Here is a 20,458-nt window from a genome sequence, read left to right as displayed (position 1 = left end):
CGCAACGACCTTTATGAAACGTCTCACACCGGAATCCCCTGTCTCCGGAATCGCAATGTGTACCGCTCTCGTCGTGTCTCTACGACGTGTCGTCCGACTGCTCTGCGGCTTATTGGCGTTGTTCCCCTTTCGTGGAGCAAACGCTGCCGATCCGCTCCCGCAGCCGACCAGACAAATCGAACTGGCCCGCGGAGTCGACCTGCGGATCTGGAAACTTCAGGATCCGACGCCCCATACGGCCTATGCTGTGACGCTCGATCTGAACGAGTCACACATTCGGCCCGGCTACACGATTGGAGGAGTCGATCCTGATGGGACCGGGGAGTTCCACACGACCAACATGACCGTCCTTGGCGCAGCCGAGCGTCTGCGTTACGACGTCGCTATCAACACGGGCGTCCTTGTCCAGCCCCCGGAAAGCAGTGACGCCGGTGATGGCTGGGGGAAAGCCTACCCCGCCACGATGGTCTCCGGGAAATGGCTCACCGCACCGCCGGACGACAGCAAAGCAACGGTCGTCGTTGTTCATCGAGACGGTCACTTCTCGATCGTTCCTGCCCTCTCGGTTCCCGAAGATGCCTGGCATGTTTTCCCCGCCCATACCGGTCAGCTGGTCGATGATGGGGAGCCCTGCCGCCTTTCCAGCAGGAACACGAGCACGACGATCAGCCGTCATCCCCGTACAGCAATCGGCGTCGATGAAATTGGGATGCAGGTCACGCTGCTCGTGGTGGATGGACGAGACTCGTCGGAAGCTGTCGGCGTTACCACGGACACACTTGAGGACTGGATGGTCGGCCTTCGCATTTATGACGCCGCCAATCTCTGGGGAGGGGGCAACACAACTCTTGTCCTTCGCGAACAGACTCAGGGCCCTTTGCGGGTGTTCAACGAGCCTTCCGATCGGACCGCTCAGGGCTTCATCAAACTCAGAAGCGCTCAGACCACACTCGGCTTCTCGGTCTATGAATCGGGAGCATTCCCGCGCTGATTGAACGCCCTGGCGGACCAGCATTCTGCTCGCAGGAGTCGCCATTCCCCCGAGGCGTCGCCGAGATGCGAACGGACGCTAAAACGCCCCGCCCTGACCGCGATCGTATAACAGATCCAGCATCTCATCGTCTCCAAAGGCTGCGAAGTCGTCTGGCGAACTCCGTGGGGAAACCGAGATATCTGAGATCGGCGGGGACGGCGATTCAGGAGCAGCAGGTCGAGGCGTGGTGAAATTGCCGATCATCACATGCTTCCAGATCGCCGACGCTGACCAGCCAATCACATATCGATCGGCAAAGCTCGAACCGTTCGATTCCGCGGTCCGCCATTTGCCATTTGATGTTCGTCCAAGAATATCGGCGAGGCCATCGCCGTTGATGTCCCCGACCGCGACATCGACAATTCCGCCGGCGACTTCACTCCAGTCGAGCCAGAACCGCATTTCGAATCGACGGCCATCGGAGGCACCATACCAGAGTTTCGTTCCATTCAACAACGCCACCACATTCGAGCGTCCGTCGCCATCGAAATCGCCGACGACAACTGCATCGAGCGACTGGTTGACCGTCCACTCGCTCCACTTACTGCTGTAGAATCCCATCGCCGGACCGATGGACTTGGCAACGAAGACACTCCGGTTGACTCCAGTCCCAAACACCGCCAGGACATCGTCGCGGTGATCTCCATTAAAGTTGCCAACCTGAACGAACTCAAAGCCGTTCGAGAGATTCCAGCGGTGCGAGTTGAGATACTGAAAACGGGTGTTGCTCGTCTTCACCATCCACACCACGCCGGACGTCGCGATCACGGTGAGATCATCGCCCTTCACACCGTCGAAGTTCCCCACGAGCACAGTGTTAATTCCATTGTAGTTTCCGTAGTCACCCCAGTGGCGATTCGCGAATCGACTTCCATCGGACTGAGCGACCCACCAGCGACCGCGATCTCCACTCCGGAACAAACCGATGATGTCATCACGTCCGTCGTCATTGAAGTCGCCAACGTGGACCTCTTTGATGTCTGCATGAGTCCACGACGTCCACGTTGTAAACGTAAACTGCCCCGCTCCATTCGCGAGTCCGACACGCCATTCCCCATTCAGCAACCAGACGGCGACATCCTGCACGCCGTCTCCGTTGAAATCTCCCTGCACAGCTTCCCGAAACAGACTGGCCGGCCCCGATGCGGAGACGGCACTCGTGAAATCGCCGTTAGCGTCCGCACTGGAAAGCCACCAGTTTCCATTCGCAAAGCCCAGGAGGGACGAAACCGGAATCGGAGGCGGGCCTTCCAGTACGTCGTCGACGTTGATCTCCAGCGAAACGTCATCGTCCGGTCCCGTGCCGAGAGTCGCATCATCCACCTGGACGGTGATATTCAGAACCGGGTTGGTTTCGTAATCGAGAACAGCACCAGCTTTGAGATAAAGAGCTGACCCGACAATCTCGAAGAGAGGCTGATCGATGCCGGTCAGCTTCAGTGTGTTCGTCCCCAGAGCGTCGTCGGTGATGACGATGTCGGCCACCTTCACGCGACTTGACGTGCTGGTATCTTCCGGCAAGGTCCGGACCTCGTTCTGAAGGGCCACGCGAGGCGGATCATTCACATTCGCAATCGAGATGGACAGCGACGCCAGATCGCTCGTTCCGTTTCCAACGGTCGAGTCATAGATCTCGACCGAAAGACTCAGTTCGGAATTCGTTTCGTAATCAAGCGTCGTCCCCGCCCGCAGAAAGAGGACGGTGCCGTCGAGTTCGAAGAGTCCCGCATCGTCTCCCTCCAGCCGTAGAATGTTCGTCCCGTAGCCGTCGTCGTCGATTAGGATGTCGGCGATTCTGATCCGGCCCGAGGTGTCGGTGTCTTCGGCCAGAGTGGCCACCGTATTTTGAAGCGAAATCCCGGGTGTCTGGTTGATCTCAATCGACAGATCTACCGTTCCATCCGGGTTTGATCCTACCTCGGCATCATCGACCTGAACGGTCACAGCGAGCTGCGGATTCGTCGCCTTACTCAAACTTGAGCCCGCCCGCAGGTAGAGTTCGCCGCCGTCGATCTCGAACATCGCCGCATCCGCGCCGCTGAGGCTGACGACGTTCAGCCCCTGAGCATCGTCATTGAGGACAATATCGCCGACCTTCAAGCGACTGCTCATGTCGGTCCCCTCTCCGAGGATCGTCACCGTATTCAGCAGCGATACGCTGGGGGCGTCATTGGCGTCAGTCACGCTGATTGTCAGCGTAGCCGTTCCATCCGGATTGCCTCCCACGCCGGGATCGTCGACTTGTACGGTCATCTCGAGCGACGGCTTCGTCTCGTAATCGAGCTTAGCACCGGCAATGAGGTAGAGTTCGGTGCCATCAATTTCGAACATCGTTGCATCAGCGCCGCTCAGGCTCAACACCGGCGAACCGCCATCGTCCGTGACAACGATATCGGCTACCTTCCGACGAGCCGTCGTGTCCGCGTCCTCGGCCAGACTCATCATCTGATTCTGCAGCGCGATCTGCGGCGGAGAATCGGTTCCCGTAATGGTGATGGTCGCCGTCTGATTGACTCGGCTGCCGAATCGGTCCACCACGCGATAGGAATAACTCAGGACTTCAGCAGCCCCGAATGGAAGCGAAGCGTAAGCGGACGGCGTGATCGTCAGGCTATTCGAGCTTACAGTCACGCCCTTCGCGTCTCCGGAAATCAGCTGCAGATTGCTCACGTTGAGAGTCTCGCCGGGATCGACATCCGAAGTTCCGGTGAGCAGGTCGAGGACAAATTCGTTGTCACTGTCAATGGCGTCCGAGGAGACCGGCTCCGTGTTCACCGGAGTATGATTCACATCGGCGATCCAGAGTTCATAACCACTTTCGTCGCTAAAGGCGCGGAAGACCAGCGAACTCTCGAACGGCGTCAGGTACTGCGGATCGACGCCGAATGCTCCTTCGAACAGACCGTCCACCAGTCGCGTGCCCGTCGCCGTACCGTCGGTTACCCACAGCTGAAAGCTGTCTGCTTGAGGGAACTCTCTCTCCTGCTCCAGTACCCGAAAGAAAAGCTGATCTCCAAAAGCGGTGAAGGACATCGGATTGGATGATTCTGCCCCAAGTCGGACATCTTTCAGGAGCCGCGTCCCGCCTGTGGTTCCATCGGTCACCCAGAGCTCGGCCCCTGTTACTCCATCGCTGGCCGAAAAGTAAATCTGATCGCCAATGAGGGTGAGATACTCAGGAGTCGAGGACTCATTGCCGGAGCGAATATCTTTCAGAAGCTGAGTCCCTTCGAGTGTGCCATCACTGACCCACAACTCGGTTCCGTTGACTCCATCGTTCGCCTGGAAATAGACCGAGCCGCCCAGTGCAACAAGGCTCGAGGGGTTCGAAGCATCGGCTCCCGCGTCGATATCCCTGACCAGCAGCGTTCCCTCGGTCGTTCCATCACTCACCCACAGCTCACGACCGTTGGAACCATCATCAGCGGAGAAGAACAGCTGCCCGCCGACCGCCACCAGATCTGCCGGGGACGAAGACGCACTGCCACTGTTGATATCTTTCACCAGGACCGTGCCCGCACTGGTGCCGTCGCTCACCCAGAGTTCGGTGCCGGTTGCCGCATCGCTGGCTTGAGAATAGAGCAGATCCCCGACGACCGTGAAGTTGTTCAAAGTGCCGGTCAGCGCGCTGGCGTTGATGTCTTTCACCAGTGCAGTGCCCGCACTGGTGCCATCGCTCACCCAGAGGGAATAGCCAGCGGTCGAGTCGTAGGCTTCAAAGAACAACAGATCGCCAACGGCCGTCAGATCACGCGGAGTCGAAGACGCGCTGTCCTGCCGGATATCTTTGACCAGCTGAGTCCCGGCGGAGGTCCCGTCACTGACCCACAGCTCCTCTCCGCGCACGCTATCGTTGGCAACGAAGAACAGCTGATCTCCGACCACTTCAAAATTGCCCGGCGTCGAAGAGCCGGTTCCGGGATTGATGTCCTTGAACAGGACCGTACCTGCTTCCGTGCCATCACTGCCCCAGAGCTCGCGGCCGTAAACAGGATCGTACGCGGAGAAGTAGAAGCGGTCGCCAAACGTCACCACGTCGGTTGGATTCGAGGATTCGAGGCGGGTCTGCACGACTTCGATCGTTTCCCCGTCGAGGTAGCGAAGTCGGTCCCCATCTCCATCGTCAGCGGAGAAGTAGATGCGCTCGCCGACCGGGGTGAAGGATGTCGGATCCGAAGATCCATTGCCCGGGTTGAGATCGTTGACCAGGGCGGTCCCGATCTCTGTTCCATCAGTGCTCCAGAGTTCCACGCCCGTGGAGCCGTCATCAGCCTGAAAATAGAGTCGATTGCCGATCACGGTCAGGCGCGCAGGCGTCGCCGAGGCCACTCCCGGGTTGAGATCGGCAAAGAGGGTCGTTCCCGGCTCGGTCCCATCACTCGACCAGATCTCACTGCCGTTGATGCCATCGTTCGTGACGAAGAACAGACGCCCATCGAACGCCGCCAGACTTTCGAACGACGATGAGACACCTCCCGCCATGATGTTCTTAACCAGCCGCGTTCCGACCCCGGTCCCGTCGGTTACCCACAGCTCGACTCCGTTGACTCCATCATCAGCCTGGAAGTAGACCTCATCTCCTACGACCGTAAGCTGGGAGGGTGTGGAACCATCTGGGCCCGGATTGATGTCGCTGAGCAGTGTCGTCCCCTGAGCCGTGCCATCTGACACCCACAGTTCGGCCCCATTCGTCCCGTCGTTCGCCTGGAAATAGACAAGATTGCCGACCGCCGCGAACTCTTGCGGAGAAGACGCTGTTCCTCCCGCGTTGATGTCTTTGACCAGATACGTCCCTGCTGCAGTCCCGTCGCTCGTCCAGAGTTCATCCCCCGTTCCCGTTCCCGCCGCCTGGAAGAAGATTCGGTTCCCAGCGGAGAACAGCTCGCCCGGACCAACGGGTTGCTCGTCGCTCGCGTTGCGGACCAAAGTGGTTCCCGCTTCCGTTCCATCCGATACCCAGAGATTCGAAAGCGAATCGACAAAGAACAACAGTCCGTCCGCGACCGCGCTTTCAACCAGAGTTGTGCTCTGAAGTCCGGGCGTCAGATCGCTAACCAGCACCGTACCTTCACTCGTGCCATCGGTCACCCAGAGCTCTCGGCCATTCTCGGCGTCGATGGCCGTAAAGAAGAGCTGATCCCCGACAACGGTCAGATCCTCTGGAGTGGAGGAGCCCGCACCGATGAGGATGTCTTTGAGAATCGTTGTTCCCGCGATAGTTCCGTCGCTCGTCCAAAGCTCTGTTCCATAGGGAGAAATCGAGGCCGTGAAAAAGAGTTGCCCTCCCATCTCGCGGAGGTTGCTCCCGCCAACGGCTCTCTGATCGGAGATATCCTTGAGCAGCCGAGAGGTGATGAAGACGTCGACATCCTCGACATCGATCGACACGTTCACTGACGCATCCGGAGAGCCCCCGACCGACTGATCATCGAGGTCGATATCCACCGACAACGTCTGCCCTGCGTAATCTCGCAGGTCAACTCCTGCGACCAGGAAGAGAACATTGTCCTCCAGCTCGAAGAGAGCCGCGTGCGCTCCCGACAGCGAGAGCAAATTTGCCCCCAGGGCATCGTCGACGACCATCACATCCGCCACCGCTGTTCGCTGACTCACTCCCTGCTCGTCTTCCAAGGTCACGCCGTAATCGTTCAGCGTGAGGCTCGGCGTTTCATTGACGTCGGTCACGGTCACCGTCAACGCAACTGAGTCATCGGGCGTGTCGCCAACCGCGGTATCATCGACCGTAACGGTAACATCCATTGCTGCCTGTGACTCGTAGTCGAGCGTGGTCCCTGCGGACAGGAACAGCTCGAGCCCATCGATCTCGAACAGTCCCGCATCGGCTCCGGACAGTGCCAGCGTATTCACTCCCGCGTCGTCGTCCGTGACGGCAATATCGGCCACTTTGAGGCGATTGGTCGTATCGGTGTTCTCTGGGAACGACGTCGTGGTGTTCTGCAGCGCCACGGTTGGGGGATCGTTCGGCGCATCGTGCAGCCCGACGGCGTCGACCAGTTGCTGCACGTGATTCCGAGGCGCGTCTTCGTTCTGCCCATCAATTCCCGAGAGCGAGAACTCACGATCAGTAATTCGATCCTGGTTCGGCAGATCGATCGCTCCCGTCCCCATGAGCGGCGAGACTCCCGAAGTCGGCTGCGTCGACCCGGCTTTGTTGATGTGAGACAACGACAGCGTGTGCGCAATCTCATGGGACAGCGTTCCCGTGATCGCGTGCGTCGTGTATTCGAGATTCCCTGATGAAAGTGCGCTGGATGGCGTCAATCCCCCCATGCCCTGGATGACATCGGTGAAGATCGAGGCGACGATCGCTCCATTCTGCAACCCGTAGATGTTCGCCGTTCCGTTCTCGTCACGCACGGCAGAGGCAGCGGCCACACCCAGGATGCCCCCATTCGTATGGTCGCCGGAAATCCCGGTGCCGATCTGCACGTAGTAGTATTCGCTGGCGCCGGCGTAGAGCGTTCCGATATCCCCGACAACGAAGTCGATTGCGAGATCCTGCTGCGACGAATTGGCGACCGTGCCGATCAACTCGTGAAAGAAGTCGTCGTCGACTTCCTCCATGATCGCGTCCACAATCATTCCGAAGTCGCTGGAATTGAAGCCATACGCGGTGACGTCGAACTCACCAACGACGTTGTCGAACAGATCGGTAGACTGCGGATCGTCGGAGTCTTTGAAGTCGAGGACGATCGTAAGCACATCGGGTTCATGTCCGCCGTCGGGCTGAGCCTGAAACTCGCCAGCGGGGGGCATTCCAGGTGGGACGGCGAACTCCGTCGACTCCAACTCCAGAAACTCTTCCCAGGTGTAGTAGCCTTCAAGCACATCGACGCCGGCCGTGTGATGATGCCCGTGATCGTCGTCGCCAGAAAGTAGCACCCGCACTTCGAGAGGCTCAGCGAACTGCAATCGGGCATCGCGTCTTCGTCGTGACGACTGGTGGCCGGCAGATGTTCTCTTATGCGGGAAATGACTCGTCGTTCGCTTCAGAAGAACATTCAACCAGTTATTGACGAGCATGACCGTTCCGTAGATGCAGACGTTCAACGAAATGACGTGGGAGCAATGCAGACCGAGCCATCTTCATTCGGAAGTTCGACCGAGGCTCCAGACCGGGGGCTCTTAGCGGATCTTCGACGCCTTCCGGCATCGGCTTCTCGGGCGTTCTCCCCACTCGCAGGAGGCGCTGGTCATCCTATCCGCAGGTACAGCTGAGTCAATTAGAGAATCGGCACGTCGTCCGTACGGAAACCATCATTAATCATCGAGCTGCATAACCAGTTCGATTCCGCTCACGACGCACTGCCGCAATGCAACGGATCACTCCAATCCCTCCTTTCGTTCGTCGCGTTCGAAACCGCATCCCCGGTCGATCGCGAATTCGTCGCATCCGGCAAGTTCGGCATCATCGAACCTCAATTCGGTTGGCAACACGTGAGCGCCTGCCAGCTCCATTCGCGAACTCGTGATCGACAGCGGTATCGCGATCACACCGCTCTCCGAAAAAAGAGCGGTGTTCGCAAGTCGTAGTGGTCGACCTCATCGCCGGAAGGCCTGTCGTCTGGATTCGCCTTGAAGATGCGGTCGGGCCACATGTTGCATGGCTACCAGCCGTTACCTGAACGTAGATACGCGTAGTCGTCCATCGCCGAAGCGACACTGCTTTGGATCACACTTTCAGGGGCAGGCCGATCCGAATCGCACTCGCGTTGACTCAACCGGCCGGTCAAAGATCAACACGGATATTTAAGCATCAGAAGCAGGCACACTCCGGAATGGGGTCAAACCGCCTGGGAAACCGGAAACGACTCAAATTCTGATATCATTCCCCGGAACAGATCGTTACGCTTGGATGGGTTTCCCTTCTGAAGACATTCGGCCTTCGCCTGTGAACCATCATGTTGGATCTCTACCAATCCTGCGCGCTCTGTGAACATCGCTGTCTGGTCAATCGTCAGGCCGGCGAACGAGGAACGTGCAGAGCGGATGCCAACGTGCGGGTATTTCGGCATCGCATCGAATACGGCGAAGAACCTGAGCTGCTTCCGTGCCACCTCTTCTACACATCAGGGTGCGACCTCCGCTGTGCCTTCTGCATTGCCGAAGAGAACGCCTTCGATCCGTCGCGGGGAACAGTGCTCACTCCCTCATTCTTAAACGAGGCCGTCCAGTGGGGCATCGAACAGGGGGCCAGAACACTGCAATGGGTCGGCGGCGAGCCCACCATTCATGCCCCGGGAATCATCGACTGCATGCAGAACGTCGACCGGTTGCCGCCCGTTGTCTGGAAGTCTGATTTCTACATGACGCCGGAGACGATTACCCTTCTCCGTCCCTGGGTTTCGTGGTTTGTCGCTGACTTCAAGTTCGGCAACAACAGCTGCGCCGAACAGATTGCCTCGGTGCCGAACTACTTCGAGATTGTTACCCGGAATCTGCTGCTCGCTTCGCAGTCGACGGATCTGATTATTCGCCATCTACTGCTCCCGGGGCATTTTGAATGCTGCGTCGAACCGATTACGCGCTGGCTGAGCGAGAACCTTCCGGAAGCCCGCATCAATCTCCTTTCGGGTTATCTCCCGAAGTGGCGTGCTCAACGGGATGCAACGCTCAACCGCCTCGTGACACGTTCGGAGTTCACGCGGGCGAAGAATCACCTTCTCTCCGCCGGTTTAGCTTTGGTACACTGATCAAAGATTGTTTATAATGAAAAAGCATCTCAAGGCTGATGATGAGACGGCGATCTCGGAATTGCACATCACTCCCGATGGTCGAATTCTTGTTTTTGGCACGTCGCGGGAAGTTCTGGAAGTCCTGAAATCTTCAGGGCTCGTTTCTCCCGACGAGCCGCACGATGCCAGCCAGTCGAGTGCCAATCCTCCTCTCTCAACGACCGACTCTTCAGAAGCCGGCGTTCCCGTACGTGAAATATGAGCTCACCGCAAGAAACAGCTGCGACGGAACAACACAACGGTCAGAGACCGGCGAAACCGGCCGCGGTCGAGAGAAAGCGACGGAGTCAACCCGGGCGACTCTCTCCAGCCGAAGAGCTTGAGGTATTGATCCGCGCCCGTTATCCGATCATCTACGTCACGAGCTGGGAGGAAGATCGGGTCCAGAGCGTGCTGGAAGAGATCGCCAACAAACGGAATAAGAAACTCTTCACCTGGACAATCACCGAAGGCATCGTCTCAGCCGAACAGGAGATCCAGCGGTCGAAGCAATCGTCTCGCACCGCCGATCCAGTCGCCGCCCTCGATGCCGTGATCGATCAGATGGATCCTTCCATCTATCTCTTCAAAGACTTCCACCCGTTCACATCGAACGATCGCTGTAACATCTCGATTCATCGCCGGTTGCGCGATGCAGGCAATCGACTCCGCGACACCTACAAGACGATCATCCTGCTCTCGCCAATCCTGCAGATCGCCCCCGGTCTGCAGAAGGAACTGACGGTCGTCAACTTCGATCTGCCAAAGCCGAAGGACTTCGATGCCCTGCTCAATCGCATCATCGACGATGTCCGCGAGACGAGTCAGATTCAGATCGAGATCTCGCAACCGGATCGCGAACGCCTGCTGCATGCGGCCCGGGGCCTGACACTCCGCGAAGCCGAGAATGTCTTCGCCAAGACGATCGTCATGGACGGCAGCCTGACCGCGGATGATATCGATATCGTCTATAGCGAGAAGCAGCAAATCATCCGCAAGAGCGGCTTGCTCGAGTACTACGAAACCGACGAGAAAATGGCCCATGTAGCCGGGCTCGAGAATCTGAAAGACTGGTTCAGGAAGCGGTCGATTGCCTTCACTGAGAAGGCGGCTCGCTTTGGCCTGTCCGCTCCCCGCGGTGTCCTGTTGCTCGGAGTTCAGGGCTGTGGAAAGAGTTTGAGCGCCAAGGCGGTCTCGGCGATGTGGCGGCTGCCTCTGCTCCGCTTCGATCTCGGCCGCATGTTCAGCAGTCTCGTCGGCTCCAGTGAAGAAAACATTCGCCAGGCGATCCAGACCGCCGAAAGTGTGTCTCCAGTCATTCTCTGGGTTGATGAAATCGACAAGGCCCTCTCCAGTGCAGGATCCGGGGGTGCGAGCGATGGGGGCACGTCCTCTCGAGTCTTCGGCACGCTGCTCACCTGGCTTTCCGAGAAGACCTCGCCGGTCTTCGTCATCGCCACGGCCAACGATATCAGCCATCTGCCGCCCGAACTGCTTCGCAAAGGCCGACTCGACGAGATCTTCTTTGTCGATCTTCCCAACCGAGCCGAGCGCGAAGACATCTTCCGGATTCATCTGCTCAAACGCCGACGCGATCCGAAGTCGTTCGATCTGTCGGCGCTCGGCTCAGCGAGTGAAGGATTCAGCGGGGCAGAAATCGAAGAAGCGGTGATCTCGGCGCTGTTTGACGCGTTTAGTGAGAAGAACGAACTCACAACGCAAACTCTGCTCGCGACCATTGAAGGAACCGTGCCCCTTTCGCGGACCATGAAAGAGGATCTGCTGCGACTGAGAAGCTGGGCGAGCGGACGAGCCCGACCGGCCAGTCGACCTGATGCCCAGCAAGCCGCCGAGCCGCGCCGCAAACTCGAGATGGAATAGTCGCTCCGTTACTTCTGCCTGTTAAGGACGTTCCAATGAGCACTGTCATGGTTGTCACGCCAATCATCATCGCCAACTGGCCGGTGATCTCCGCCGCAGTCGCCGGCGCTGTCGGCAGCATGGGATTCACCCTGGCCGAAGCAGCCGCGGGAGTCGACGTGCGTGTCAGTTCAAAGAACGCGACCAGGACTGAGATCGAACTCGACGACAGCGAGATCCTGTCTGCCGGAACCGAACTCGGTGAAGAGATGACCGTGGTTCGAGACGGCGTCACGGCCCGATTCAAGCGGGACGCCCGCGGCTCCCTCACGCTCTGCATGGAAGGGGAAGGCTACACAAAAGCCGAACTTCACCAGATCGGCGAGGAACTGATGGGCCGCGTCACGCAGCAATATGTGTATCACCGTGTGATGACCGAAATGAAGAACAAGAACATGACGATCGTGTCGGAGGAAGTCGATACCGACCAGACCGTGCACATCCGCGTGAAGAACTGGTAACGATCGCGATTCGTCGCATGTCTCGACGGGGAGAACAATAAGGTGGCCAACGAAGAGCTTGAGATCCAGATTTCAAAAGACGGCAAAGTGACGATTCGCACGATCGGCATCAAAGGGGCCCGTTGCCTCGATGCCGCGGAGATGCTCGCCCTGATCGTCGGAAAAGAGGAACAACGGGAGTTGACCAGCGAGTACTACGAACAGGACCAGTCCCAGAGCCAGCATCTGGGGATTCATCAGAAGTATCAATAAGCGGCGTCCGCCATGCAGTGTCCGTCCTGTCAATTTGAGAACATGCCCGGTCAGACGCAATGTGGACGCTGCGGCTCGATGCTGGCCGGCGGACAGGTTGCGATCGATGTGCTCCCCCCGCGCGCTTCAAAGCGACAGAAATGGGCCCGCAGCTTTCTGCCCAACCTTTCAGGAGCCGGCGAAACCTTTCGGCCGATCCGCGACTGGTTCAATGATCGCATCGACGTCGGTTCGCAGGTTCCCATCCATGTGACGGAATTGGGAATCCTGCTCCGAATGCCGATTCCAGGCTGGCCTCATTTGTACTGCGGCTGGACAACGTGGGGGCTGGCTTATCTCTTCAGTTACTTTCTGCTGCTCCTGATCTCATTTCTCACCCTCGGAACTCCGACCACGGGGCTCTTCTTCGGAATGGCGATTGCGGTTCATGCCACTTCCATCGCCAGTCTGTTCCGGAGTCGCGAAGCCGATCCGCGAGAACGGGTCGTCTCGTCGTTGCTCTGTATTTTCCTGATCGGAATTGGCGTCTACCTGCCTCTCACCCACGTCGTTTACTATTGGACCAATCCGATCGTTCTGGCGATGGATATCCCTCCGTTTCGTGAAGGGGAAACATTTCTCACCACAGAAGTGACTGCGGATACTCCACTCAACCGAGGCGATACAGTCGTGTTCATCCCCAATCGGCTGGACATTTCACAACCCGGCCGAATCTACCGAATCGATGGTCCACACGTCGATCGGGTCATCGCCCTGCCGGGCGACAAGGTTAAGGTGGACGCGGGCGAACTTCTGATCAACGGAGAGCCGAGCCGGTATCAGCCTCTCAACAAAGCGTTCCGTCTGCCTGATATGGAAACAACGATCTCGCCCAATCAGGTGCTGGTCTTCCCGAGCTCGGAAACGGTCCTGAACAATCAGGAGCGTTCGGCTGTAGCCGGCATTGCACAAATCCCCCGCTCGAACGTGAATTCCGTGATCCGCTATCGCATCGCTCCGTTCTATCGGATGGGTCGAATTGACTGACTGAAACACAATCTATGTCCCGATTCAAACGACTGGAACTCCCTGACGAAGAGTCCGCACAAAACGAGCTCACACTTCAGGGAAATTTGAAAAGCGACTGGGCCCGCCAGGCCGATGATGCCCGGCGAGCCGGACTGTATGAGTCCGCGCTCAGGCTCTACTCCCGTTGTCTGGAGGCCGACAAATCACTTGTCACCGCCTGGTGCGGGCAGGTGCAGATGCTGATCTTTCTGGAGGAGTATCCGGAAGCCGAACTCTGGAGCAAAAAGGCGATTGAACTCTTCCCGGGAAGCGGGGATCTCGTCGCTTCGCATGCGCACTCGCTGTCGCGTCAGAACAAGAGAGCGGACGCCATGGGCGCGATCGATAAAGCGTTGGCAATGACCGGAGAGTCGGCTTATCGCTGGACCGTGCGGGGAGAGATTCTGACGGCTCGCCGAAGCAATCTGGCCAGCGACTGCTTCGACAAAGCGCGTCTGGCGGATCCCGACTGGCTCACGTCGGCGGAAATCGGGTTGATTCTGCTGCATTACTCGCAGACAAGTCGGGCGCTGATGAGCTTGCGGATTGCCATCGAGAACGGTCCCGATGCGCCTTACGCGTGGTATCTCAAAGGACTGGCCGAACAACGACTGGGGATGACGGGCAAGGCTCGTGAAAGCTTCCAGACGACTCTGGAGTTGAATCCCCAACACAGCGACAGCCTCAGTCGGCTGCGCGAACTTGACCGAGGTGAAGGTAAATTATGGAATCGTCTCCGCCGGCTGTGGAGTTAGCTCCCTCGTCTGAGCAAAGTCGGGCTTACTTCGATCGCATCCTCAAACTTGCACGAAAGCATGGGGCCAGCGACGTTCATCTGATCCGTGGAATCCCGCCGGTTCTGCGAATCAACGGCGATATTACGCCGATTCAGGCTCCGCCCGTCGAACCGCAGCAACTCCACGATCTGCTCGAGACACTGGCCAATCCTCTGCAACGCGAAACCTACACTCGCACCTGGCAGCTCTGCTTCTCGATGTTCTGGCCGAAGATCGGCCGCTTTCGCGCCAGCGTTTATCAGCACAGCGGCGTTCCGGAATTCTCGATCCGCATCTGCGAAGAGACCTTCCGCACCCGCGAACAGCTGGGACTACCGCCGGTCATCGAAGAGTTGACCCGCCGCCCGAACGGACTGATCCTCGTGACCGGGCCGACCGGCGTCGGTAAGACGACCACGCTCAGCTACATGATCAATTCGATTAACCACAATCGTCGCGCAAAGATTGTCACGATCGAAGACCCGGTCGAGTTCGTCCACGAAAACCGATCCAGTATCGTTGTGCAGCAGGAAGTGATGACGGACGTGACTTCCTTTCGCGCGGGCCTCACGCACGTGCTCAGGCAGGACCCGGATGTTATCGTCATCGGTGAGATGCGCGACCTGGAAACGATCGAAACCGCGCTGGTCGCCGCCGAGACCGGGCACCTCGTACTGGCGACGCTGCACACGCCCGATTCCGTCCAGACAATTCAACGCGTCTTCAGCGTTTTCCCGCCGTCCCAACAGAACGCCATCGTCCAGCAGCTCGCCAACAGCCTGCAGGCCATCGTCGCTCAGAAGCTGTTGCCTCGCGCCAATGGCGAGGGGCGAATCCTCGCCTGCGAAGTCTGTGTCGCCACTCCAGCAGTCCGCAACCAGATTCGCGAAATGCACCCGCACCTGCTCTACAGCGAAATGCAGACGGGCCGCAAGCATCACATGCAGACAATGGACCAGTGCCTGCTCGACTACTACCTCACCGGCGAGATCACCTACGACACCGCCATCTCCAACGCTCGCGAACCCAACACGATCAAGCACAAAGCCAAGGAGACGTGATCCGCTCCGGTGTCCCGCAGAAATGGGACCGAGCAGCTCTTACTGTTCAGCGAGGCTTCGATCGACTCAAGCTTTGCGCCGGTCGAGTCGGAAGTGGGTTCACTGGCATGCTGCCGAGATCGCTGACAATCATGTCCATTCCCTGATCGTTGAAGCTCGACCAGGCAGGGAGGTCGCTCGTGAGCGGACGCCGGGCGCGGTTCGCGATGTGTCGCTCCGGGCGAACCAGATCGCTCAAATCGCCGAATAGCGTCCGAAATGTTTTCGATCCCAATTGCATCATTCTGAATCCGTCACACAATCAAAGTTTTGATGGGTCAGCCAGCGTCGTCTGTGCTGCAGATCTGATGCCATTTCCAGGCTCCCTGACGAGCTGGGATGGGAAATCGAAACTCTTTGTGGAAACGGTCATCGTTGGTCCCGAAAGCCTTGCCAGATCAAAGATTAGAACGTTCGGTGGGATCCGGATGGCTCGGCGAGATTCGGCTGATCCTGCGAATCGCGTTGCCGCTGATCGCGTCGCTTGGTTGTTTTGCGCTCACGATGTTCGTCGATCGGACATTTCTGCTCTGGTACGAGCCGATCTCCGCCGGAGCTGCGATTGCTGCCGGGAACGCGTATTGGGCCTTCGCATGTATCCCGGTTTCGACACTCGGCTTCGTGACGCCGTTAATCGCCCAGGCAATCGGGCGAAACGACCGGCATCAGACCAGTAATCTCGTCTGGCAGTCGGTATGGATCACTGTGATCTCACTCCCGTACTTCGGGCTGGTGGCGTACTCCGCCGCATCGATTTTCGGACCAGACCACGATCCGGCCCTGCGAACAATGGAGATTCAGTATTTCCGCTGGCTGCTGACGGTGGCCCCCGGAGCGATGCTGGAAGCGGGGCTTTCGGCCTATTTCGTCGGTCGAGGACTGACCGGACGGGTCCTGGCAATCAATATCGCCAGCGCCATCCTGAACATTCCACTCGACTGGTGGCTCATCTTCGGCGGGCTGGGCGTTTCGGGAGCGGCGATTGCGACCTCCCTGGCGATGTGGTTCAAAGTCGCACTCTATGGATGCCTGCTGAGCCGGGAAGCGCGCAACGGTCGGTTTACCGGCTTTCCGATTCGCTGGCGTTTCGGCACGATGCTGTCGATTGTGGTGCCCGGATCGACGCTGGGGGTGCAACAGGTCATCAAATCGGCTCTCTTCAGCTATACGCTGATTTCGATCGGGCGAATTGGAGCCGTGGAACTGGCGGCGACGTCGGCTGCATTGAGCCTGTATCAGCTCTTCTGCACCCCTGTGATCGGCCTGGCTTCAGCCGTGACCGTTGTGTCCGCGCAACGCTTTGCAGCCGAAGGGCTTCTCCGCTCGGTCCGCTCGACCGCGGTCGGAATGCTGATCGGAACCGCCTATACGCTGACGTACGTGATCCCGTTTCTCGCCACCCCGGAACTGTTCACCGGACTGATGGGATCCGAACTGACCGAAACGGAAAAGCAGACCGTTCTGCCGCTGGCGAGCGACTTACTAAAGCTGACCACCATTTTCGCCCTGTTCGACTTCGTGTCTCAGATCCTCGCTGCCGGACTGAAGGGAATGGGGCGAGCCGTCATTCTGCTCATCGCAGCCGTCATCGCCGTCGCCCTGATCGCGGTTGGGTTTTCGCTCTATTCCCAGTATGAGCAGCCGACGTTGCTCGTCTGGTGGGGTGTTCTGATCTGGTGGCCGACATTGCAGGCGGCCGTCCTTCTCTTCGGCTTTGCGCGATTTCTCAGGCGAGAACGCCGCAGCCTCCAAGCCTGAGTGCTGATCCGACGGCTCGGCCCTCTTGTCGATCGGCATTCGACCGCGCCCATGCACTCGATCCGGTTCTGGCCGTTTCTCTCAGGGAGCGCCTGATTGCCGGGATTTCATCGCATCGGCAACGGAACAGCGTGAGTGCCCCGACCAACACATCGACCTTGATGGATTGGTATAGTCCTTGCTGAATCACTTCAATGTGGTCGCCTCGCGAACCCGCCCTGCGGCTCGTTACCGAGCCTTCCCTGCCTCTTTTGTTTCAGGATGTGACATTGTGAAGATCGGTCTCGTTGCGCACCTCAAGTATCCCATCTCGAAACCGTATGCGGGCGGTCTCGAGAGTTTCACGGCCAAGTTTGTCGAACAGCTGCAGGCACGGGGACATGACGTCACCCTGTTTGCGAGCGGAGACTCCGATCGAGGTCTGAATGTCTCCCCGATTACACCGACGGCGACGAAGCTGCTCCAACGTTCGTCGGACGATGATCGCGATAATCGCGTTGAACACCTAGAAGATCTCGCGTACGATCGGCTCTTCGATCGGCTGCGAAACAGCGATTTCGACCTGGTTCACAACCACTCAATTCATCCAACGCCTCTCAGACGCGCTTCCGAACTCGCCTGCCCGATGGTCACCACGATCCACGTGCCAGTTCTCCCGCGACTGGCGGAACAACTGTTCGACAAACCGGCTCGGGAGTGCGGGAGCTTCGTGAATATCTCAGAAGTCAATCGCAAAGAATGGGAGCCGCTGATTGGGGATCATGCGGTGATTCCGAACGGAGTCGACACATCGTTCTGGAAACAGTGTGCCCGTCCCCGTAACGGACGAGCCGTCTGGTTCGGACGAATTCTGGCCGACAAGGGAACGCACTGGGCCATCGATGCCGCCCATGAAGCCGGCGTTCCAATTGATCTGGCCGGACCGATTGCCGACGACGACTACTTCCGACAAATGGTGCTGCCCCGTCTGCGTTCTGCCGATCGCTATCTGGGTCACGCCAGCCATGAAGAACTCTGTCGCATCATCGGGGCAGCCGAGGTATGTGTTGTCACCCCCTGCTGGGACGAACCATTCGGACTGGTCGTGGCCGAAGCGCTCGCATGCGGAACGCCCGTGGCGGCCTTCGCTCGCGGTGCGATTAGCGAACTGGTCACGTCCGACGTAGGACAACTCGCCAGGCCGAACGACGTTCGCTCTCTCGCCCGGGCGATTCGTCTGTGCCGCCTTATCGACTCGTCGCAATGTCGCCACATTGCTCAGAAGCGATTCTCGCTCACAGCTATGATGGACCGCTACGAAGACTACTACCGACAACTTCTGTCCGGTACCTTTGCCTCTGACAATCGTCTCATTGAGACTTCACTGGAGCTGGCCCGTTGACGTTCCCCCTGATCGGATACTACACCCACTACCACGGCTTCGGACATCAACGCCGAGCGGAAGCAATTCTCGCCCACGTTCGTAATCCCGCCTGGGTCATTTCCAGCCGAATGAACCCGCGGGACTGGTGCGTCCCTCCTGGCACGCAGTTTCTGGATCTCCCCTGCGATGACGAGGATCTCCTCGAAGAAGGGCTGACGCGAAGCGGGGATGTTCCCGGCGTGCACTATGTCCCTCTCTGGGCTCCGAACTGCCGGCAGCGAATCGCCGACTACACCGCATGGATGGCGACGGAACGTCCTTCGCTGGTCGTGGTCGATGTTTCCGTAGAGATCTCTCTTTTGACCCGCATGGCAACGATTCCACAGATCGTGATGCGTCAACACGGCCAGCGCGACGACGACGCTCATGAGAACGCCTATCACGCGGCAGAACGTCTGCTCGCGCCGTTCCCGGAAATGCTGGAAGATGACATCACTCCTGAATGGGTGCGGCAGAAGACGCTTTACCTCGGCGGCTTTGCCCGTTCGGTCGCACCCGTCAGCCGAGTCGAAGCAAGGGATCAACTTCAGCTGTCGAACGAGGAGCGAGTCGTCGTCGTCATGACCGGTCGCGGCGGGCACGCACGAACGCCGTCCCAGATTGTGGAGGCCGCCCGGGCGACCCAGGACTGGCAATGGCACGTGATTGGAGGGATCGAGGAACACGACGCCGATTCGTCCCCCGACAATGTGACCTGGCACGGCTGGGTCAGCAATCCCGAAGTCTACATTAACGCCTGCGATGTTCTGGTGACCGCAGCCGGACACAACAGCGTGATGGAAGCCGGCCGGGACCGCGTGCGGATGATTGCGATTCCGGAAGACCGTCCCTTCCGGGAACAGGAACGGAAAGTGGCCGTTCTCGACCGTGAGCAACTCGCCATCGGCCAAACGCAATGGCCCGAGCCGCAACACTGGCCGGCCCTTCTGGAGCAAGCGATGCAACTTGATCTGAGTCGATGGGACGCGGTTTTCAACGGCAATGGAGCCGAGCAGGCTGCCCGGTTGATCGAAGAGATTGCAGACTGGTCGGCAGACCGCTTTCAACAGATTGATCAACCGGCGTCCGGGGTGATGGCATGATCGACGCAAGCGTGTTGACGATCGTCAAAGGACGGCGTCCACATCTCGAGAATCAACTTCGGGGACTGGAGCAATCGATCGTGTCGCCGAAGGAATGGGTCATCGTCGGAATGGACGAAGATCCTCCCCAGCTTGAGTCCGCTCACTTTCCGATTCGCCTGGGACGGGTGAACTCGAGTGGACAGGGCGAAATCCCACTCGCACAGGCCCGGAACCGAGCCGCTTCACTGGCCTCCAGTCCGCTGCTCGTTTTTCTCGATGTCGACTGCATCCCGTCGCCCGGCCTCATGGAAACGTTCGGCCGCGTGATTGCAGACTCTCCACAACTCTGGATGGGGACGATCGGCTATCTTCCTCCTGACGCCGCTTCCCGGGACTGGACTTTCGACGACCTTGCCGGGAAAGCGATCGAACATCCCCTGCTTCCGAAGCTCGACGGAGCGGACTGTCTGTCCTCGGACCGTTACGAACTCTTCTGGTCCCTGAACTTCGCGATCCCGGCTGAGCTGTTCTCGCGGATCGGTGGTTTCGACGAAAACTACGCCGGCTATGGAGCGGAAGATACCGATTTCGCGTTCATGGCTCGCGAACAGGGCATTCCCTTCGGCTTCGCCGCGGCCCGGGCCTATCACCAGCATCATGCCGTTTGCAAACCGCCCCTGAACCACTTCCGCTCAATCCTGATCAACGCCGAACGCTTCCGACAGAAGTGGGGACTCTGGCCGATGGAAAAATGGCTTCGCCAGTTCGACGAACTCGGCCTGATCGACTTCAATGCCAACTCCAATGAACTGGCGATTCTCAAAGATCCGACCGAGAGTCAGATTCGCGAAGCGACCGTGAATACCCCTGCAGGATTCTGACCCCCAAT

14 protein-coding genes are annotated in these 20,458 nt (G+C 58.6%); 13 read left to right on the top strand and 1 reads right to left on the bottom strand.

Translation table 11 applies throughout. The features are described from left to right. Positions 1-55: 55 nt before the first annotated feature. On the top strand, positions 56-991 hold the full coding sequence (locus L1A08_RS20590; protein ID WP_238758425.1) for a phosphodiester glycosidase family protein: 936 nt from the start codon (positions 56-58) through the stop codon (positions 989-991). Positions 992-1,069: 78 nt separating this feature from the next. Here the strand turns inward: L1A08_RS20590 and L1A08_RS20585 are convergent, their stop codons facing one another. Then, positions 1,070-8,077, bottom strand: coding sequence for an ELWxxDGT repeat protein (locus L1A08_RS20585; RefSeq protein WP_238758424.1), 7,008 nt, complete (start codon positions 8,075-8,077; stop codon positions 1,070-1,072). An 878-nt stretch (positions 8,078-8,955) separates the two neighbouring features. Between L1A08_RS20585 and L1A08_RS20580 the strand changes: the two genes are divergently transcribed. The 12 genes from L1A08_RS20580 to L1A08_RS20525 all read left to right on the top strand — a co-directional run bounded on the left by L1A08_RS20580 (position 8,956) and on the right by L1A08_RS20525 (position 20,450). After that, on the top strand, positions 8,956-9,747 hold the full coding sequence (locus tag L1A08_RS20580) for a radical SAM protein (protein ID WP_238758423.1): 792 nt from the start codon (positions 8,956-8,958) through the stop codon (positions 9,745-9,747). 16 nt (positions 9,748-9,763) lie between these two features. Beyond that, positions 9,764-9,991, top strand: coding sequence for a hypothetical protein (locus tag L1A08_RS20575; protein ID WP_238758422.1), 228 nt, complete (start codon positions 9,764-9,766; stop codon positions 9,989-9,991). Beyond that, positions 9,988-11,649, top strand: coding sequence for an AAA family ATPase (locus tag L1A08_RS20570; protein WP_238758421.1), 1,662 nt, complete (start codon positions 9,988-9,990; stop codon positions 11,647-11,649). The genes L1A08_RS20575 and L1A08_RS20570 overlap by 4 nt, the downstream gene beginning before the upstream one ends. A 35-nt stretch (positions 11,650-11,684) precedes the next feature. Then, a complete protein-coding gene (locus L1A08_RS20565; RefSeq protein ID WP_238758420.1) occupies positions 11,685-12,149 on the top strand; it encodes a DUF1257 domain-containing protein in 465 nt (154 codons plus the stop codon). Positions 12,150-12,191: 42 nt separating this feature from the next. Then, a complete protein-coding gene (locus L1A08_RS20560) occupies positions 12,192-12,401 on the top strand; it encodes a DUF2997 domain-containing protein (RefSeq protein WP_238758419.1) in 210 nt (69 codons plus the stop codon). 42 nt (positions 12,402-12,443) lie between these two features. After that, positions 12,444-13,427: a S26 family signal peptidase gene (locus L1A08_RS20555; protein ID WP_238758418.1), complete on the top strand. Its 984-nt coding sequence runs from the start codon at positions 12,444-12,446 to the stop codon at positions 13,425-13,427. Positions 13,428-13,441: 14 nt separating this feature from the next. After that, positions 13,442-14,203 carry a tetratricopeptide repeat protein gene (locus L1A08_RS20550; RefSeq protein ID WP_238758417.1) on the top strand — a complete coding sequence of 254 codons (762 nt, stop codon included), beginning with the start codon at positions 13,442-13,444 and terminating at the stop codon, positions 14,201-14,203. Further along, the gene (locus L1A08_RS20545; protein WP_238758416.1) at positions 14,173-15,285 is read left to right on the top strand and encodes a type IV pilus twitching motility protein PilT; all 1,113 of its coding nucleotides are present in this window, start codon (positions 14,173-14,175) and stop codon (positions 15,283-15,285) included. The genes L1A08_RS20550 and L1A08_RS20545 overlap by 31 nt, the downstream gene beginning before the upstream one ends. 456 nt (positions 15,286-15,741) lie before the next feature. Beyond that, positions 15,742-17,082, top strand: a complete 1,341-nt coding sequence (locus L1A08_RS20540) for an MATE family efflux transporter (protein ID WP_238758415.1) — start codon at positions 15,742-15,744, stop codon at positions 17,080-17,082. Positions 17,083-17,353: 271 nt separating this feature from the next. Continuing rightward, on the top strand, positions 17,354-18,463 hold the full coding sequence (locus L1A08_RS20535; RefSeq protein WP_238758414.1) for a glycosyltransferase family 4 protein: 1,110 nt from the start codon (positions 17,354-17,356) through the stop codon (positions 18,461-18,463). Then, a complete protein-coding gene (locus L1A08_RS20530) occupies positions 18,460-19,587 on the top strand; it encodes a glycosyl transferase family 28 protein (RefSeq protein ID WP_238758413.1) in 1,128 nt (375 codons plus the stop codon). Before L1A08_RS20535 ends, L1A08_RS20530 begins: the two co-directional genes overlap by 4 nt. Then, positions 19,584-20,450 carry a glycosyltransferase family 2 protein gene (locus tag L1A08_RS20525; protein ID WP_238758412.1) on the top strand — a complete coding sequence of 289 codons (867 nt, stop codon included), beginning with the start codon at positions 19,584-19,586 and terminating at the stop codon, positions 20,448-20,450. Before L1A08_RS20530 ends, L1A08_RS20525 begins: the two co-directional genes overlap by 4 nt. Positions 20,451-20,458 lie beyond the last annotated feature (8 nt).

Source organism: Rubinisphaera margarita, assembly GCF_022267515.1.
In the GTDB taxonomy this organism is placed as follows: Bacteria; Planctomycetota; Planctomycetia; order Planctomycetales; family Planctomycetaceae; genus Rubinisphaera; species Rubinisphaera margarita.
Note: the sequence above shows the minus strand (reverse complement) of the source record. Positions and strands in the feature narration are given on the sequence as shown.

What these genes read in the sequence shown, in the direction of transcription:
- L1A08_RS20590 (WP_238758425.1), top strand. Translation starts at nt 56, where the DNA reads ATGTGTACCGCTCTCGTCGTGTCTCTACGACGTGTCGTCCGACTGCTC.
- L1A08_RS20585 (WP_238758424.1), bottom strand. Translation starts at nt 8,077, where the DNA reads ATGCTCGTCAATAACTGGTTGAATGTTCTTCTGAAGCGAACGACGAGT.
- L1A08_RS20580 (WP_238758423.1), top strand. Translation starts at nt 8,956, where the DNA reads ATGTTGGATCTCTACCAATCCTGCGCGCTCTGTGAACATCGCTGTCTG.
- L1A08_RS20575 (WP_238758422.1), top strand. Translation starts at nt 9,764, where the DNA reads ATGAAAAAGCATCTCAAGGCTGATGATGAGACGGCGATCTCGGAATTG.
- L1A08_RS20570 (WP_238758421.1), top strand. Translation starts at nt 9,988, where the DNA reads ATGAGCTCACCGCAAGAAACAGCTGCGACGGAACAACACAACGGTCAG.
- L1A08_RS20565 (WP_238758420.1), top strand. Translation starts at nt 11,685, where the DNA reads ATGAGCACTGTCATGGTTGTCACGCCAATCATCATCGCCAACTGGCCG.
- L1A08_RS20555 (WP_238758418.1), top strand. Translation starts at nt 12,444, where the DNA reads ATGCCCGGTCAGACGCAATGTGGACGCTGCGGCTCGATGCTGGCCGGC.
- L1A08_RS20550 (WP_238758417.1), top strand. Translation starts at nt 13,442, where the DNA reads ATGTCCCGATTCAAACGACTGGAACTCCCTGACGAAGAGTCCGCACAA.
- L1A08_RS20545 (WP_238758416.1), top strand. Translation starts at nt 14,173, where the DNA reads ATGGAATCGTCTCCGCCGGCTGTGGAGTTAGCTCCCTCGTCTGAGCAA.
- L1A08_RS20525 (WP_238758412.1), top strand. Translation starts at nt 19,584, where the DNA reads ATGATCGACGCAAGCGTGTTGACGATCGTCAAAGGACGGCGTCCACAT.